The sequence below is a fragment of the Microcoleus sp. B3-D2 genome, from assembly GCF_036705345.1.
Taxonomy (GTDB): domain Bacteria; phylum Cyanobacteriota; class Cyanobacteriia; order Cyanobacteriales; family Microcoleaceae; genus Microcoleus.
In genome coordinates this window covers 1-17,005 of sequence record NZ_JAUBUG010000051.1, presented here as the reverse complement: position 1 = coordinate 17,005, position 17,005 = coordinate 1, and the positions used below count along the sequence as shown (strand labels likewise).

Below are 17,005 nucleotides of genomic sequence, written 5' to 3'. Positions count from 1 at the left end.
TTAGATTGGGGGATTGGGGGATTGAGTGATTGGGGGATAGGTAATTTATATTGTTGTGGTTGTGATGGAGTGTGAATTCGTTTTAATGAGGAGAGGTTGGGAATTCAAAGGTATAATTTTAGCACGATCGCCCTCGAAGTTGCCCGATCAACTTTTATTAAAATTTCGCGACCCTCACATCAAGCACTCAAGCGTAGAAACCCGGTTTTTTGCCTGCTTCCACGCTTGTATAGCCACCGCAAATAGGGTGAGGACGTTGTTAATTGCTCAAACCATTGTTTTTCTTGCCGAATGCCTTTGGCCGAATCCTATACACGGTTTCTCAGGTATTGTTGAGAATCGTCAGCGGGCGTCAGGCGGGCAGGACTGGGGCGAGCAAAAAACAGACTGCACCGCTGCTATACCGTCTTTTTCCGGGATCTGGAGGGCCACTAATTCATTAAACACGATCGATCCGTTCGATCGACCCCTGTTTCCAATTCGGTTACACAACCGGATTCATCCGTGGAAGTAATTATTCAATCGAAAATCCCAAATCCCAAATCCAAAATCGATGGATTCACCAGCGATAGCGGTAATTTTTAAAAGGAGCTCCCTCGATGGTGAGCAAGTCGATGGGATAAATTGGAGCGCCGCTTGCCATATATTGAAACATTTCTCGAACTTCCTCTCCCCGCAACGACAACTGGTCTAATTCCTTGAGAGAATACCAGCCCGCGCACAAAGTATGCTCATCCGGCTTACTCTTGGGTGGCGTCTTATCTTGTGGACGAGCCACAAAAATGACTCGGAGGCGCACATTACCCTTAGGCATCACTGTGTGCTCTACCCGGAGAATTCCCTCAATGATGATGGAAATGCCCGCTTCCTCAAGGGTATTACGCATAGCAGCTTCGAGCAAAGTCTCCCCTTTTTCCACTCGCCCTGCTGGGAGATACCACTGCTGCTCGTACTTGCGCTCTTGTACCAGTAGAAAACGGTCTTCTAAGTGAACGACAACTAGGGTAAAATACCATGTTTGAATCGGCTCGCGAGCCATAGAAGTAGATATTCCCTAAGCAAAAGGTTTAACGAGCGGCAGATGTTAGCAATCCAAAGGATGCTTCGGCAAGCGTCTTTGAACTTGAAAAACAGATCGTAGCACTCCGACCGCAAAATCTAAAATCTAAAATCTAAAATCTAAAATTGACAATGCCATTACCAACCGTGATTTTACCCGGATATTTTGCTGCTGCTTCCGACTATCGCCAATTAGAAAAGTCTCTGGTCGATCGAGGTTTCCCAACAGTAACAGTGCCTCTGGGCAAGGGAGATTGGTTGCCAACTTTTGGCGGGCGGTCGATGGTGCCAATTTTGCGACAGCTCGATCGCACAGTCAAACAAATGTTACAGCAATACGGCGTTCCCCAGATCAATCTCGTCGGTCATTCCGCCGGCGGCTGGATTTCTCGCATCTATTTGGGCGAAAAGCCTTACACGATTCACGGCGACGTGCTTGAGGACGCGGGTTTGTGGGAAGCTCACCCTTATGTGAATACTTTAATCACTTTAGGCACGCCGCACGTCTCTCAAGAGCGCTGGACGCGCAAAAATCTAGATTTTGTCAAAATTCACTATCCGGGGGCTTTTCACCCGCAGGTGCGCTACGTGTGCGCTGCTGGGAAGGCTGTTTTTGGCAAGCGCGGTTTTGGAACTTGGCTGGCTTATAAAAGTTACGAGTTGACTGTGGGGAAGGGCGAAACTTGGGGAGATGGAATTACGCCGGTGGAAGCTGCTGTTTTGGACGGGGCCGAAAATCTGGTGTTGGAGGGGGTTTGGCATTCGCCTCGTTCTCCGGGGAAGTGGTACGGTTCGCCGGAGGTTGTGCCGACTTGGATTGAATATTTGCGTTAGAAACGAACCGCGAAGACGCGAAGGACGCGAAGGAAGAAGCAGAAGGTTTAAGGGAAGGATTTAGTTAAATATTTATATTAGGAGCGAGTTTAGTGCGGCAAAACTCGCCCCCGCGATGCTATGTTTGCTTGAATTTTTATGGCTAACTGAATAGATTGAAAAATATTTTATGTGGCATTATCGGTAAGATTCCGAAGTCACGGCGAACCACACAATCAAATTAGAGGTTGGCTGGGGTGGAATTGGGCGACAATGCTACTTTGCGCTTGGACGCTGATAATGAATTTCAGCCGGATGCTTTGTGGAGAATTGGTGCTGGAGGTCGATCGCAAATTAGGGATGATGATTATGTGCGATCGCACTCTGTACAATCATCGCAGTGTTTGGTATTTGGTGCGAGGGGCGATCGCTCTTTTTTCACTCAAGCATCGCTTTCCGTCTAATCCTCGCATTATCATAGTAGAAATAGAATAAGATTGTGAAAGGTCAACAAATGACACAAATTACCACTACTGAATTACCCCAAACCCTTCAGACTCTATTTATAGAGGTCGAACGTACCAAAACCCCCCTCACCATCATCCATGAAGGGAAACCATTAGTGATTATCTATCCTGCCACTACCCAAACCCCACGCCCCGTGTTTGGCACAATGAAAGGAAGCGGTGAAATATTAGGAGATTTAATTGCTCCTGTCGTCTAACTGTGCGAAGTTTTGGAATGAAACTTTTACTTGATACCCGCATTTAGCCAGCGATCGCACTAGACTGTTGCTTGAACAAGCATATCCTCTACTTGCCTAATTTGCTTCCAATCAATTACTGCAACCCAAAGACTTTCCTCTTCTGAATATTGCACTACGCCATCGACTTCTAACTCTTCGTCATACAATGCTAGCAATTGACCATCTTCCAACTTAATATTTTGGCGACTCAAATCTTCAATCGTACCAACGCAATTTAGGCGAAGGCGACCCTGCTCATCCGCATTATGAAAATCTGCAAAGATTCTGGGATATTTCATATTTTTAGTTTACTCAGGATGATTGTTGTGATGGATTAGGAATCGTTGGTGTCAGCAGCAGACTTGCTTGTTCTGGTGTTAAGCCAGTTAATGTTGCATGATTTGGGCTTCGGCCAGAAGTACGGATGACATCTCCATCGGACGATGGAACCTCACCCACTGTCGTCACACCAACTTGTCCATGAGGGATTGTCACTGCTAACTCTGCTACAGACAATCCTACTGCACATTCTACAGAAATTCCCGTGATGCCGCTGGGGTGAGTTGCCGTGCTCCGTTTAATATCTTCTGGGCGATTACGACCGCCACGAACTACTAAGGCCTCGTTTGGAATTCTTTCCACAAGTGTAGGCTGTTTGATTTAAGTACGCGCTATACTTTAGCAGAAATCTTTGTCCATAGGGCGATCTATCTTTTTTTAACTCAAGCATCGCTATCCGTACAATCATCGGATTGTGTGGTATTTCGTGTGAGGGGCGATCGCTCTTTCATTTTAGGCGATCGCTCATCAGAAACAAGAAAGGGCGATCGCCCTTTCTTTGTTATGCTACGATCGCTCTTTGTAGAATCATCACTAAGGCTGAGATTCTGCGTTATTTTTCTGAGATTCTCCTTTGCTTTTCGGATATTCTCCTTTGTTTTCCTTTGTTTCTAAGTTAGTTACCTTTGTTTCTAAGTTAGTTACCTTTGTTTCTAAGTTAGTTACCTTTGTTTCTAAGTTAATTACCTTTGTTTCTAAATCACTAACTTGTCCTCCGTCACATCTTGTCATTAAAAATATGACTATAACAAAAGCTAAGGCATAAATTAAGGATTTGCGTATAGGGGTTGTAGTTGCACGTCCATAAGACTTGATAATTCGATAGTCTATGCCATCTTCAAAATCGAGAGATTTCGGTTTCTCTTCAGACATATTTAACTCCTTGGTTTTAATAGACGGACGATTAACGGGCGCAACTCATCACTACTTCTTGCACTGACTGTAAAAACCCAAGAATCATTGTTGGAGAAATCTTCTATCCCTAATTGAGTGCAAGCCTCATTAATGTTTTGAATCATCCGAGAGAAAAGATGTTTAGCATACTCTCTGAAATCACTAAAATTGGTTGTTAAATATCCGTCATTAATCAGTTTCTCAATTAAGTCTTTTTTGTTAATCACAAAGATAACACTTTTCAAGTTCGGGCTGTGTAAGCTGCTAAAGAGTAATTGTAAGGATGCTTGATTGATGTATTGATCGTGTTCGTAAACCCTTTCTTTGATTTTATCTAACATATTTGCGTTCTTAAGCCATTCAAGTAGAGATTCATCATTAAGGGGGTTGCCATGTTCGTCACTTATTCTAGGGACAAGATCTACAATGAATATAATGGCATTAAGTACGCGATTGCCTTGAGGGCCAAAAAAGTCTACCGAATTGTTAATTATGTCTGCCGGATTGTGAATTATTACCTGGCTCGGTTGTTGCCCTTTGTAATCCGCTACTTCCACGTCAGTATATTGACCCAACTGTAACTCTTTTCTATATAGCTGAGCTCGGAAACGACAATATTCAAAGTATGGAGTTGATCTTCTCTGTGGATCTGCTGGATCTATAAATGTAAAAGCGGTTTCTAGAAAAGTAGTTTTACCACTTCCATGACGACCAAAAATTAAAATCCTATAAATTGATTTGTCGATGAATGCGCTGGTGAATAAGTCATCAATCGAAACCGCCAATTTTTTTCTGATAGGCTCAAATAACAACGCTCCAATTGGACTCAATATGAAAACTGTCACAGTTACAGCAGCTTCCTGATTTAAAGGTTTAGAAAAAAGTATTCCCAGGAGGTGAACTGCAAAAAATAAGTAAATACTGAAAAGAGTAAACCAAAAACCGACAACAAAATCTTTATAATTCATGTTTTTTTCAACCTTTATTACGCGGGGTTTCCTGTATCTAAGATAGAAAACTGCAAGCGTTTAATCCCTAAATTAACTATTTACTACTTCTCCTATAGTTCTTAGAAATCCGAATTATTTTAATCAAAAAAAGTTCAATTTTGCCGACACTTTTATTCTCCTGAATCTATTTTTGTCCAAAAATGTACTAAAAAGCCGGAAAGGTGAGCTATAATACACAAAATTCTGGTGTCTACCTAAACCGATGAACCTAAAGGAAGCGTTAAAACTCGCCGATCGCATAGTCTTCGAGAAAACGGGTCAACACCTTGATGATTTACAAGAGGCGGTACTGCGGGGAACTCTAGAACGCGAGACATACAAGCACATAGCCAAAGATTTTGACTGTTCTGAAAGTAGTGCTAGGAATGCGGGTTCGGAATTATGGCGGATTCTGTCAGAAGAATTAGGGGAAGATGTCAGTAAAAAGAATTTTTGCTCGGCAATGGAGAGGTTGCAAAACTCCAATGTTTTAAACTTTGCACAAAACGTGACAGGTAGTTTCAACATCTGTGGAGAAGCTAGACACCCGCCAAACACACCAAATTCACACCCACCAAATCAAAAAACATCCCATCAAGATTTAAGCGAGATGCCAGAATTAGGTGCTTTCTACGATCGCCCCCTCGAACTCCACACCCTCACCACATGGATTTTACAACAACGCTGTCGCCTCATCACCCTCACCGGCATCAGCGGTATCGGCAAAACCACCTTAGCAGTGCAACTCGTACAACAAATTAAAGACGAGTTTGAGTACGCAGTTTGGTACACACTAGACGAATTCCCCACCATAGAAAAATTTCAATCTAACCTAATACAGCTTTTTTGCCATTCCGAAAAAGAAGATTCATCCCCAACAAACCCAAAACGCTTACCGCTGATTAAGTATTTACAAAACCATCGCTGTTTAATCGTCTTAGATGACGTTCACAACCTTTTATGTAGCAGCCAATTGGCAGGAAAATATAAACCAGAATCCGAAGAATATCGCTCTTTATTCAAACAAATAGAAAAATTATCCCATCAAAGCTGCTTTCTCTTAATCGGTTGGGAACAACCGAGAGAAGTGACTCAAGTTAAAAGCCAAAATACTTCTATTCGTACCTTACAACTCAAAGGTTTAGACATCGCAGCCGGACGGGAAATACTCAGAGATTATGGGTTAGAAGAAATCGACAACAGTGAAACTCTCATTCATCGCTACCAAGGCAACCCCCTATGGTTAAAAAGCGTGGCGACTCTGATTCAAGACTTGGGAGGAGGTGTGACCGAGTTATTACCAAATGATACCATATTGTTGCCAGAAGATTTGAAAGATGTTTTACAGCAGCAGTTCGATCGCCTATCCGAACTAGAAAAACAAGTAATCTCCTTGTTAGCGAAAGAAAGCCAGCCAATCAACCGGGCAAAATTGCTAGAAAATGACAGAATTCCGGCTTCAGAGTTGCTAAATGCGCTGCAATCTCTATCGCGACGTTGCTTGATAGAACAACAAGCAAATTCTTACACGATTTCACCTGTACTGAGGCAATATGCGATCGCCCATACAGTGTAATTTATACAACCATTGCTTACATTGTCGCGCTTCACCCAAATTACTAGGAGTGGCAATGGGCGATCGGGTAAATAGGGCGATCGGTTCGATAGAATGATCGGTAGTCGCAATTCTATTGTTTGTCATGACGCTGAAAGAATTAGAGCCTCAACTCCTGGCACTCTCTGACGACGAAAAAGCTCAAGTCGTTCAACTCCTCACTCAAGGCAAAATCACTCCTTGGCGTGGTATTGAAAAAACGCCTGATGTCTGTGGCGGGAGTGCTTGCATTGCTGGAACTCGCATCACCGTTTGGGGACTTGTAGAAGCTCGTCGTATGGGCTATAGCGAAGCAGACTTACTCACAAGCTATCGATTACTCTCTGCTACTGATATTGCTAACGCTTGGGCCTATGCTGAAGCTTTCTCCGATGAAATTGAAACAGAAATTCGGGAAAACGATGAAGTGATGGACGAGAATTTGTAGCCGATGGCACGTCTTTATGCCGATGAGCAATACCCTTATCCTGTTGTAGAATTACTGAGAGCTTTAGGACACGATGTTTTGACTGTTCAAGAAGCAGGTAGAGCGAATCAGAAAATTCCTGACCCGGATGTTTTAGCTTTTGCTAACCGAATCAACGCGGCTATTACAGCAGAAGAATCTTTGCAAGGTAAACTGATTCCTGTTGTGCGTCCTTCACCGTAACTTAGACGCCAGTAATACCTTGCCCTAAATGCTTCAAGACTTGAAAAGCCGATCGCAATTCACTTCGCACAGTATAAATCGAAAATGCCCGCGATAACCCGTATTCGGGTGTAGGTTGAGCCCTGAGTTTCACAAACAACACATCATCGCCATTCGTCAACATACCAAATCTCGGTTTATCCAAATCAGGATTTGCCATCATGTATGCTAATGCTTGGGGTAATGCCGATCGCGTCGATATCGTAGTCTTCTTACACTCCAAAACCATTACCCAAAGCTGATTCTGCAAAATCAAGATATCAATTCGTCCCCGCAGGGTTTCTTCCCCATCATCGATCGTAATTTCGATCGCAGCTTCAGCCTTCATCCTAAACGGTGGATCGTAGAATCCCGCCAATTCTAACAAAGGTGATGCCACCAGCAATGTCACTGCCCCTTCTAACCACTCTCCATCGGCTCTATGATACAGCAATCTACGTCGTAGCGTATCCAAAGCAGTCTGTTCAGAATCGCTGGGACTTGGCAATTGGGCTTGCCACTCTGTAAAAAAAGCCTCATCCTCAGTTCGGCTCAAATTCAACCTTGATTCAGCCTCAGCAAGGCTTTTAATAGCTTCTGTAACTGCAATAACCTTTGCCATTCGTTCACCTTTGATTCAAACGGTTGAATTTCCCAGGAAAATTAGCTTCATTGTAATCAAAAATAGAGAAACTGCTATAGCGCTCGCAGTTTTCAATATCACTTCTATTGGTTTGTGTCCAGAAACAAAAACCGGGCAACTCCACAGTTACCCGGCAATCCTAACTTTAGACTTCAGACAAATCTAAAATCTAAAACCTAAAATTCTTAAACAGCCACAGTCTTCTTAGCAGAAGAGCTCAATTCGCCCTTAGCATACTTAGCTGCAAAATCGTCCAAAGACACTTGCTTAATCTTTGTACCGTGACCGGCGCAACCAAAAGAGTTGTAGCGATCGCTACAAACCTTCTGCATATACTTGATCGACGGCTTCAAGAAGTGGCGGGGGTCAAACTCATCCGGCTTGGCAAACAAAGCTTCGCGCACCGCAGCGGTAATCGCCAAACGGTTGTCAGTATCAATGTTGATCTTGCGAACGCCGCACTTGATGCCCTTTTGGATTTCTTCCACAGGTACGCCGTAGGTTTCGCGGATTTTACCGCCGTTGCTGTTGATAATTTCCAGCAATTCTTGGGGCACAGAAGAAGAACCGTGCATCACTAAGTGAGTATTCGGCAAGCGGCGGTGAATTTCTTCAATGCGGCTGATTGCCAAAATTTCGCCAGTCGGCTTGCGAGTGAACTTGTAAGCGCCGTGAGAAGTGCCGATCGCAACTGCTAGAGCATCAACGCCGGTTTGCTCGACGAAATCCACAGCTTGTTCAGGATCTGTCAGCAACTGATCGTGAGAAAGCGCACCTTCAAAGCCGTGGCCGTCTTCTGCTTCGCCCATCCCTGTTTCCAGAGAACCCAAACAACCCAGTTCGCCTTCAACGCTAACGCCGATCGAATGAGCAACATTCACCACATCGCGAGTAACTTGAACGTTGTACTCGTAGCTGGCGGGAGTCTTAGCATCTGCTTCCAGAGAACCGTCCATCATCACGCTGGTGAAACCTTGGCGCATGGCAGAATAGCAAGTGCCGGGGGCATTGCCGTGGTCTTGGTGCATGGAAATGGGAATGTGAGGATAGGTTTCAACTGCTGCCAAAATCAAGTGGCGCAGGAAATTTTCGCCAGCGTAGGAGCGAGCGCCGCGAGAAGCTTGCAAAATCACGGGGCTGTTGGTTTCGTCAGCAGCGCGCATGATCGCTTGGATTTGCTCCATGTTGTTGACGTTGTAAGCCGGTAGGCCGTAACCATTTTCAGCCGCGTGGTCGAGCAGCAATCGCATAGGTACAAGCGCCATAGATATTCCTCCTAATTATTTGTGATTTTTGGGCAGTGAATTTTGGACAAGCTCAATTCTTACGATAATATTAAGACAATTTGCCACCGATCGCGCACTATCTTTCCATATTTACTTAAAAGTTCAAAAAACAAAATTTTGAGTTCCGAGCATTCAACTCAAAACTCAAAATTCTCAACTTACAAATTTTTTATGGGTCGCCCGGGATTTGAACCCGAGACCAATCGGTTAAAAGCCGAATGCTCTACCGCTGAGCTAGCGACCCGCGAAAACATTGTTACCGCACACAATTTCTAATAGTAGCACCCCTCATTTGAAATAGCAAGTCTTTTTTAAATAAAATTTGCAGTCATGCGAACCAGCATCTGGCAAGTCGCTCCCGGCTGCAAATAAATCATGTGTTCGCCAGTGTTGAGGGCATTTCGAGGAGCAGTCCAAGGTTCCAAACAGTAAAAATCCTTGCCCTTCAACATCCAGAAAACCAACTTCCCATAGCTGGAGTTGTAACTGAGGGTGAGCCGCAAGCCTTGGGCCGCGTCAGTGACAGTAGCAGCAAGACCAGTGAGTTCGTCAAAGGAAACATCAATTTCATCCAACGTCGGGTCAAAAACCCCAGTGAAGTAACCCTTTTGATTGGTGTTCTGATCTCTGTACTGCATCCCCGGAATCTCAAAGCGCAGCTTTGATTTGTCCGTCGCCAAAAAGTAGGGGTGCAAACCACTAGAAAACGGCATGGGTTCAGCAGACAGATTGGTGTATCGCTGAAAAATTTCCAAAGAATTGCCTTTAATCTGATAAGTGAAGGCTAGTTGGAAATCAAAGGGATAAACAGCCAGCGTCTTGTCGCAGCTATCGAGAATTAGCGTAAGAGCGGCGCAACCCTCCGTAACTTGTTCGCCTATTGTCCAAGGCAAGTCTCGAGCAAAGCCGTGCTGTTTGAGCTGACGCTGCACTCCCTTGTGCGTGTAAGTACTGTCGGGGAGATTGCTGCAGATGGGAAACAGGATGGGAATCCCGCCACGTACAGTCAGATCGGGATTGGCGAACCGTTCCGCGTCCAAGTACAAGATTTCTTTGCCTTCAACCAGCCAGCTAGTGGCAATACCGCCCCGTTCCGGCACAACTTCTAGAGTAGAGTTAGCGGTTTCGTCGGAGAGGATATAGGTTTTGTACTGCTTTTGCTTGAGCGCGATCGCAAACACATTTGTCATCGGTAGTAGGTCATTGATCATTGGTTGTCAGTAAATCGGTCGTTAATAATTGGTCGCTAGTATCTTGATGTTCACCCATTACCGCCCCTATCCTCCCCCGGGCTCCTCGTTGTTCCGACCCCCATCGGCTAACCAATGCTCCCAGCTATAGGAGGCAGGGCGATCCGGTGCTTGGAGCGTTTGCTGCTGGTACCTGGAACGATCGCTGAGGTGGGCTGCTGTTTGAGTGCGACTTCAAAAGATACAGCCCTGGGGGGAAGATAGCTTTGGGGACTCGGCACTGCTTCTTGACTGGGAGATGCGGGCGAAATAAACGGTTCTTTGATGAATGGCTCTTTTGTAAATGGCTCTGGTTCCCGGCTGGGATTTTGAGGTTGAGTGGGGTAGATGCGCGGCGGCAAATTTTGATTCGGAGGCGGGTTTGACTCAATTGCAGGCCCTGTCCCGTTCGGGAAAAATGAGGAGTTGTCGGGCTGTTGGGGCGCAGCCGGCAAAGTCGGCAAAATCAAAGTAGGTTTGGGTTGTCCGGGGCTTTGGAGATTGCTTTCACCCGAGGTTCCCCCGGAACTTCGCCCTGGCTGGTATGTACCGCTCTTTGCCGATCCTGGCAATGGAGAATTTGGAGTTTTTAGTGTGGCTCCTGGCTGGACTAGGGCATCGAGAACTACAGAAGATCCCATCGGTCGATCGAAAATACTAGAAATTTGCTCGACGCGTTTGAGGATGCGATCGGCAGCAGCTCCCTTAACCACCTTCGGCTGAAACTTTTTCACCTCCACAGGCAGAAACTCTACCTTCATATTCCGGTCTTTGAGCGATACTTTCAGGACTGCGGTATCGTAATCCCTGCGAGCATTCCCGCCGAATATAAAATTACCCAGCGAGTAAACTATCGGGCGGCCCTTGTAAAGTTCTGCACCTTGCAATACCTGGGGGTGGTGTCCCACTACCAAATCAGCTCCTTGGTCGATCGTGAACCGAGCCAAATCAATCTGCCAGTCCCCCGGATAATCGGCCAATTCGACTCCCCAGTGGTAATTAACAATAATCCAGTCTACCTGACCCCTAAGAGCTCGAATATCCTCGGCCACGCGATTGTTGCGGCGGGGGTTAGTGCCCGCTTTCCCTTGGTCGGCGACGTGAAGCTCGGCATCGTAATAACCGAGGTAGGCAATCCGCTGACCCTTAACTTCAATAATATCTGGACGCCTCGCTTCTTTAATATCTCTGCCGGCTCCCAGGTGTTGAATCCCACTATTATCTAGAGTATTCATCGTCTCCACCAGCCCCGGTTCCTCGTAATCCATAGCGCGGCTATTTGCCAGATTGACAATATCCACTCCTCCGGCTGTTAATACTTTGACCGATTCTGGAGCGGCTTTAAAATTTAATTGTTTTTTGCCAGACCCCAATGTAGAGCGAGTCAGGGAGTTTTCTAGGTTAACCATCGCCACATCTGCTTGCCGGTACTCGTCCATATTGGCGAAAGCCCATTGGTGATCGTTGGCAGCAGATGCTCCGAGCGCATCCGATAGATTCACATTTCCTCCGAACATCAGCGTTACTGTTGGGTCGTAAGGATTAGCAACTTGCTTTTGCTGTACTACTGGTACCACTTCTAAGGCCGCTTGCACCGTATCCGCACGTTTTGGAGGCGGCCCCGACATTACCCCAGTTTGCTGGTAGCCGGATACTGGGGATACTAACCGCAGGGTCAGAGCTTCGTGGTAGCTGACCCAACACCCTAAAATAAATGAGGCAAGTGCCGATCCCACTAGCAGCAGAGAACGATACGTTTTAAATTTAACCCAATCGACGGCCGGTAGGGAACGGTAACGCCGCCGCTGGCGGTTGGCGGGAGTGACAATTCGCACTGACTGTTTCCAGAGAATGTCTGCATCCCCAGCCAAGCGCGCGTGAATTCGCACTCCTTCTACTGCTGGCGAGTTGAGTCTCCAGAGTTGGTGGCAAATAAATTTGACTAAGCCTTCCCGGAGAGTGCTCCCGAGTAATGTAGTATCTGGCGCAAATTCGCGCTGGAATTCTACGAGGATTTGGACGCAGCCTGCCTGAGCCTGTTCGACGCGGGCATAAATCCCTTCGGGTCGCAGCAAGCTGTCAATCCAATAATTTAGGGCTTGAAAGTTGCCCGATCGCGCTAGCTCCAAAATAGACGGCTGCGACCAATTTTCTGCGTACACCATCAATTAGCCTCCTTAATACGCACGAGCGATGACTCCAATTTGTTTTGAACGGAACCGCAATTCTTTTAGCTTAACCGCCACAGGTTCCGCTGCCCGTTTTGAAGCTTGTTGTTGGCCGCCACCATTTTCTACATTTAGGGGCTGCCTGCTGTCAGTGATTTTTATCACACTTCGGTCAATCGATTTTAGATTTTAGATTTTAGATTTTAGATTGAGTTCACAGAGGGTACTCGGGGCCAGAACAAAAGTCGAAACAAAAGGTTTCTGGGGGAGTTGAGGTAGAAAAGAGGGAGGTTTATGAGGCAGAGTCTGTTTTTATTGTCGCTGTTTGAGAGTCGCTTTAAAGCTTCAGCTTTGAAATTTGAGATTTAAGATTGAGCCAAGAGGCGTTAGCGGGCGATCGCACAAACGTCGAAACAATAGGTTTCTGGGGGACTTGAGGCAAAAGAGAGCGAGATTTTTGAGGCAGAGTCTGTTGTTATTGTCGCTGTTAATCGCGTGCCGTCGTCAAGTCCTAATGCTGCGATCTATGCTGGCAAATGCCTCTCACGAGGGATGCCACTGGCTGCACAACCTGTAATTGGATAAATGGCGTACTAGATAGATTTGGTGGTAAAATCAAATTTGGTAACTCCCATCGGTACCAAAGTTGCGGAAAACGTGAAACTGGCCAGTCCACACGGCTGTGCCTTCCGATGTAAAACCCAAAGTACGTTACGGTAAACAGACCATATTTTAAGCAAGTTACACTGCGCAGGAGAACTGACAAATGCTACAGCGCAAAATCTATCAACTCTGTTGTGATGGTCGTGAGGTTTCTATTTTTCTTCGAGATCAGCAACGTTGGATAGAGCGCGCTCGTATCCTAGATATTGAAGGGGATCTAGTCACGCTGCGCTACGAAACCGACGAAGAAGACGAAATCAGCTCCTGGGAAGAAATGGTGCGTCTCGAAAGTATTGGCTCTGTGTCCCAGAAGTTGGCTTCGGTATCCCGAACTAACTGCGAACCCCTAGTTTCTGACGATTGTCCCGAAGCCGAACAAATTCGCAATCACTACCCGGACTCGAATTTGGAATAGTTTTGAGCTCGCGCTTGAGGCACAAGGAAAACTTGGGGGAAAAGAAAACGACTTTTCTCCCTTTTTTGTGGAGAAATTATGGAAAAAACCCGGTTTAGGCCAAACATATTCTGGGTTGTGACCGCATAAGCTATTTTGCCTTTAAATTTAAGCTTGATTGCGGAATCTCCTGCCCACGTCACAAGAGCGTAAGTACACAGTAGTTGAAAAATTCAATACGCGACAGCTTACCCCTGCTTAAACCGGGTTTTTTGTCTGGGTGCGTCCAGGACTGTTCTTTTGTTTTCTTTGCCTGCGGGCTGGTTTCGAGGTGCCAGACAGCTTATTCGCCGTCTGTTTCGCCATCTTCTAGGAAAAGTTCGGACTCCGGTATCGCTTTAAAGACGGGACAGAAACCGTCGGGGGTAACTTTAAAACCAAACAAAGCACTGGACTGGTTCCAACAGCGCTGGCTGCGGTAGTGCTGGCAATTGCCGCAGCATTCGAGGTTGGCCTGAACGGCGCTGCCTTGAAAAAGGAGTTCCCGCTGGGAGATGCCGCGCAGTACCAGCTCTTCGCCTTGCCAGCGCGCTTCTACCAAGCCGGTATCGGCAAAATTGGCCCACCGAGGATCGGCTGTAATCGGACTCGGCAAGCTAATTGCTACCTCTGTCCCCAATTCGCTGAGTTCTCCCTCATAGTTAGTTTCTGGGATAGCGGGCTGCAAAAACATTTCCCCGATCGGCAATTCGACCAGGGTTCCGGCCGCCGGAGTGTGCAACTGGTAGCGGTTTCGCAGCTCGTCCAAGTTAGCCAAGTCAGCCAAATATGCAGGGGAACCGTGGAGTAAAATTACGTGCTGGGGACGCAAATTGTGAATGAGTTGGGTCGTCCCCGGCCCGTCGCAGTGTTCGGCTAGCAGATAAGTTTCGACACTTCTGACTCCTGATTCGGGCCTGTTGCCCAGCCAGTCGCTGACGGGATATCCTGGTTTTTGAGGCGCGAGCAAAATCCAAGGATTTTTGCCATCGGCAACATACAAAGGCAAATCAGCTAACTTGTCTGTAATTACAATACAGGGCGTGGCTCCCAATCCTGGGCGTTGTTCGGGAGACAGCCGGCGGACGCGGGGTTTCACCCTTTCGTCCCAAAACAAAGGTTGGTGCAGAGCAAAATTTTGGACGGCGGTGGGAAATTGGGGTAATAGTTCCAGATAAGCGTCGCACCCGTCGGCGACAGTGCCGTCCACCCATATATCTAAGTCACGGCCCGTAAAGTAGTGGTGACTGCGAAGTAGCATCAGCATTTCTTGGCCCAAACCAAGGGCCGGCGCGGGCAGCAGTACCGAGTACCCGTCGGCGATCGCGCGGTGGATGCGATCGGCTAACTGATTTTCTAGTTGTCGGCGGTGAGGGTGGCGCGCCGTGCCATAACTGCCTTCCAAAATTAACACATCCGGCTTCATGCCCCTGAGTTCTCCCAGGGGCAAACCTTCCACCAAACGAGAATTGGACAGGAAAAAGTCGCCGGTGTAAACCACGGTGTAGGTGCGGTGCGGTGCGGCATAAGTCAGCAGCACAGTCGCCGCTCCGGGCAAATGACCCGATGGGAACAACTGCACGCTCAGTCCTGGGCGCACTTCGAGCGGCGACTGCCAGGGCAGCCCCTGACAGAACCTGGACTCGGGCTGCTGAGCCAGTTCTGGCCAGTTGAGCGGTAGCAGTCGCGCTGTCACTTCGCTGGCGTAAATTGGCAAGTGGGGGAAAGATTGATGGAGTGCTAGCAAACCTCTGGCATGGTCAGAGTGGGCGTGGGTACACACCACAAAATCCGCTGGCAGCGATCGATTTAGTGTCGCTGATAGCGGTGCAATATCCTCTACACCGCAGTCGAGTAAAATGCGGTGCGGCCCCATTCGCACTAGGAGACAGACACCTTCTTGGGCGTGGCCTGCGCCGTAAGGTAAACAATCGAGATCCATCACTGCGGTTAGCTCCCTGCTTTGCACGCAACTTGCAGTATCGCGACATTTAAAGATTGGTTGCGACTGCATTCATTCGATCAAGTTCAGTCTCGGACGCTGAAACCGGGTTTGATGAACGAAAACACTTTGTTGCCGCCCTCGCTCCCGGTTAAAAAACCCGGTTTATCAAAGTTCTGGTGCGTAAGCCCTGGGGCTAAATGTTTGCTCGAAGGCTCCGCTTCCCGTCAAAGGGAAGTAATTGCACTTAAGATTTGATGCAGCGCCAAGAAGGCGATTTTCCGAAGGCATTTGCCTGACGGGCATTCGGCCTTCCACAAAGTTCATGCTACTGGTTCTGGCATCAAAAGTTACATTTTATTGCATCATGTAAGAGTAGCGAACTCGATCTCATATTCTGAGTTTTAAACTTTTTTCCACAATTTGCGCCTGCTAAAAGCTAGTCTTTTTTATGAGAAGATTTTAATTCAGATGTCCAAATATCTTGATAAAACTTTACAATTCTTCATTTTTAGGATGTTGAAGGCCCTGTATTGTCCAATCTGAAAAACGGAGAACCAGCATGGGGCTAGCTAACTGCTTTTGTCCGGGCAGACAGATGCTTTATGAGTTTGCTCGGTTTCTTTGTAAAAGTTTGATACATTCTTCTAAGCAAACCTTGTGGCTATACAGGAGAGAGTTTAAATGGCTTTTTGACCCTGCCCAAAAACGGATATAAGTTTCCGACAGGAATCGCCAGCAGCCCAAAGTTTTAGACTCCTGTTCAAGCTCCAGATTCATCTGTGAAGTAAATCTCAAATCGTTCGACTGAGCGCGGCTCGACTGAGCGGGACTCGACGGCTCGCCCAACGTCTCGCCGAAGTCTCAAAACTCAAATCTAAAATCGGCTGACTGCCCCATAATAGGTTTGTTTACTCCGCTCTTTGACTAGGGGACAAAACGATGTGTTTTTTTGTTTGACCCCAAACATAGCCAGCTCAATCCCCCGACAATGGAGGATATTTATCCTGTACAAATCCCACTAACTTGCCAGAAATAATCTCAGGTTTCTGAGTCTCCAACCAGTCTATAATCTTCGGTTTTTTATCATTTGGGTATTCTTTGCGGTGGGGTTTTTGAGTTGTTTGTCAGCTAATTTGTGGCGGCTTAAATAGAGTGTAATAGCTTGGTTTTAAGTCAAACCTCACATCGTAGTTCTCGAATAGTATCGTTGGAGTTGTGCTAGATTCCAGTTTTTTGACTGCCGTCAGCAAATGACTGCTGCGCTTTGCACAGATTCTAGATAACTGACTGAGCCTCGTCGTTCTGCCAATTTTAACCTAGAGATACGAGTAGTTTATACAGTTTAGTTTATTAACCAATGAAGCCGGAACTGACTTATTTAACCTGCTGATACCAATTTAATATGAAGCTGCATAGAATAAAGCTTCCAGAATGAAAGTGTAAGAAGATAGTGAACTGATTTCTTCAGGTGTGATTTGTTGCAGAACCTCATTAAGTCGTTCGCGCAATTCCCCAAG

The 17,005-nt window shown here is 46.5% G+C and carries 18 protein-coding genes and 1 tRNA gene; 7 read left to right on the top strand and 12 right to left on the bottom strand.

Translation table 11 applies throughout. From position 1 onward, the window contains the following. Window positions 1–559: 559 nt before the first annotated feature. Window positions 560–1,039: an NUDIX domain-containing protein gene (locus tag QUB14_RS19250; RefSeq protein ID WP_190662957.1), complete on the bottom strand. Its 480-nt coding sequence runs from the start codon at window positions 1,037–1,039 to the stop codon at window positions 560–562. Window positions 1,040–1,191: 152 nt separating this feature from the next. Here QUB14_RS19250 and QUB14_RS19245 point away from each other — a divergent pair, with 152 nt between their 5' ends. From QUB14_RS19245 to QUB14_RS19235, 3 genes are all read left to right on the top strand, one after another. Further along, the gene (locus QUB14_RS19245; protein WP_333217998.1) at window positions 1,192–1,893 is read left to right on the top strand and encodes an alpha/beta fold hydrolase; all 702 of its coding nucleotides are present in this window, start codon (window positions 1,192–1,194) and stop codon (window positions 1,891–1,893) included. Window positions 1,894–2,064: 171 nt separating this feature from the next. Beyond that, window positions 2,065–2,367 (top strand): hypothetical protein, encoded by a 303-nt coding sequence (locus QUB14_RS19240; protein WP_333218000.1) that lies wholly within the window; start codon window positions 2,065–2,067, stop codon window positions 2,365–2,367. Window positions 2,368–2,386: 19 nt separating this feature from the next. Further along, window positions 2,387–2,596 carry a type II toxin-antitoxin system Phd/YefM family antitoxin gene (locus QUB14_RS19235; protein ID WP_333218002.1) on the top strand — a complete coding sequence of 70 codons (210 nt, stop codon included), beginning with the start codon at window positions 2,387–2,389 and terminating at the stop codon, window positions 2,594–2,596. 59 nt (window positions 2,597–2,655) lie between these two features. On the opposite strand, the gene QUB14_RS19230 is transcribed toward QUB14_RS19235, so the two are convergent. From QUB14_RS19230 to QUB14_RS19215, 4 genes are all read right to left on the bottom strand, one after another. Beyond that, window positions 2,656–2,916: a hypothetical protein gene (locus QUB14_RS19230; protein WP_333218003.1), complete on the bottom strand. Its 261-nt coding sequence runs from the start codon at window positions 2,914–2,916 to the stop codon at window positions 2,656–2,658. Between the two features lie 13 nt (window positions 2,917–2,929). After that, window positions 2,930–3,259 carry a flavoredoxin gene (locus QUB14_RS19225; protein ID WP_333218004.1) on the bottom strand — a complete coding sequence of 110 codons (330 nt, stop codon included), beginning with the start codon at window positions 3,257–3,259 and terminating at the stop codon, window positions 2,930–2,932. Between the two features lie 231 nt (window positions 3,260–3,490). Next, the gene (locus QUB14_RS19220; protein ID WP_333218005.1) at window positions 3,491–3,829 is read right to left on the bottom strand and encodes a hypothetical protein; all 339 of its coding nucleotides are present in this window, start codon (window positions 3,827–3,829) and stop codon (window positions 3,491–3,493) included. A 2-nt stretch (window positions 3,830–3,831) separates the two neighbouring features. Further along, the gene (locus QUB14_RS19215; protein WP_333218007.1) at window positions 3,832–4,818 is read right to left on the bottom strand and encodes a hypothetical protein; all 987 of its coding nucleotides are present in this window, start codon (window positions 4,816–4,818) and stop codon (window positions 3,832–3,834) included. Window positions 4,819–5,062: 244 nt separating this feature from the next. Between QUB14_RS19215 and QUB14_RS19210 the strand changes: the two genes are divergently transcribed. The 3 genes from QUB14_RS19210 (at window position 5,063) to QUB14_RS19200 (ending at window position 7,103) form a co-directional block, all read left to right on the top strand. Beyond that, window positions 5,063–6,415 (top strand): NB-ARC domain-containing protein, encoded by a 1,353-nt coding sequence (locus QUB14_RS19210; protein ID WP_333218009.1) that lies wholly within the window; start codon window positions 5,063–5,065, stop codon window positions 6,413–6,415. Between the two features lie 124 nt (window positions 6,416–6,539). After that, complete coding sequence (locus tag QUB14_RS19205; protein WP_333218011.1) at window positions 6,540–6,881, top strand: DUF433 domain-containing protein; 342 nt, start codon at window positions 6,540–6,542, stop codon at window positions 6,879–6,881. Window positions 6,882–6,884: 3 nt separating this feature from the next. Then, complete coding sequence (locus QUB14_RS19200) at window positions 6,885–7,103, top strand: DUF5615 family PIN-like protein (protein ID WP_333218012.1); 219 nt, start codon at window positions 6,885–6,887, stop codon at window positions 7,101–7,103. Between the two features lies 1 nt (window position 7,104). Here the strand turns inward: QUB14_RS19200 and QUB14_RS19195 are convergent, their stop codons facing one another. The 6 genes from QUB14_RS19195 to QUB14_RS19170 all read right to left on the bottom strand — a co-directional run bounded on the left by QUB14_RS19195 (window position 7,105) and on the right by QUB14_RS19170 (window position 12,612). Beyond that, window positions 7,105–7,743, bottom strand: coding sequence for a type I restriction enzyme HsdR N-terminal domain-containing protein (locus QUB14_RS19195; protein ID WP_333218014.1), 639 nt, complete (start codon window positions 7,741–7,743; stop codon window positions 7,105–7,107). A gap of 206 nt (window positions 7,744–7,949) precedes the next feature. After that, on the bottom strand, window positions 7,950–9,029 hold the full coding sequence (fba, locus tag QUB14_RS19190; RefSeq protein ID WP_006633469.1) for a class II fructose-bisphosphate aldolase: 1,080 nt from the start codon (window positions 9,027–9,029) through the stop codon (window positions 7,950–7,952). A 193-nt stretch (window positions 9,030–9,222) separates the two neighbouring features. After that, a tRNA-Lys gene (locus QUB14_RS19185) sits at window positions 9,223–9,294 on the bottom strand. A 67-nt stretch (window positions 9,295–9,361) separates the two neighbouring features. Then, complete coding sequence (locus tag QUB14_RS19180; RefSeq protein ID WP_445251849.1) at window positions 9,362–10,231, bottom strand: aldose epimerase family protein; 870 nt, start codon at window positions 10,229–10,231, stop codon at window positions 9,362–9,364. 137 nt (window positions 10,232–10,368) lie between these two features. Continuing rightward, window positions 10,369–12,444 (bottom strand): CapA family protein, encoded by a 2,076-nt coding sequence (locus QUB14_RS19175; protein WP_333218017.1) that lies wholly within the window; start codon window positions 12,442–12,444, stop codon window positions 10,369–10,371. A 12-nt stretch (window positions 12,445–12,456) separates the two neighbouring features. Continuing rightward, complete coding sequence (locus tag QUB14_RS19170) at window positions 12,457–12,612, bottom strand: hypothetical protein (RefSeq protein WP_190663334.1); 156 nt, start codon at window positions 12,610–12,612, stop codon at window positions 12,457–12,459. Between the two features lie 601 nt (window positions 12,613–13,213). On the opposite strand from QUB14_RS19170, the gene QUB14_RS19165 reads away from it, so the two are divergent. After that, complete coding sequence (locus QUB14_RS19165) at window positions 13,214–13,525, top strand: DUF6679 family protein (RefSeq protein ID WP_015177146.1); 312 nt, start codon at window positions 13,214–13,216, stop codon at window positions 13,523–13,525. Between the two features lie 322 nt (window positions 13,526–13,847). On the opposite strand, the gene QUB14_RS19160 is transcribed toward QUB14_RS19165, so the two are convergent. After that, on the bottom strand, window positions 13,848–15,485 hold the full coding sequence (locus QUB14_RS19160; RefSeq protein ID WP_333218036.1) for an MBL fold metallo-hydrolase: 1,638 nt from the start codon (window positions 15,483–15,485) through the stop codon (window positions 13,848–13,850). Window positions 15,486–17,005: the final 1,520 nt, after the last annotated feature.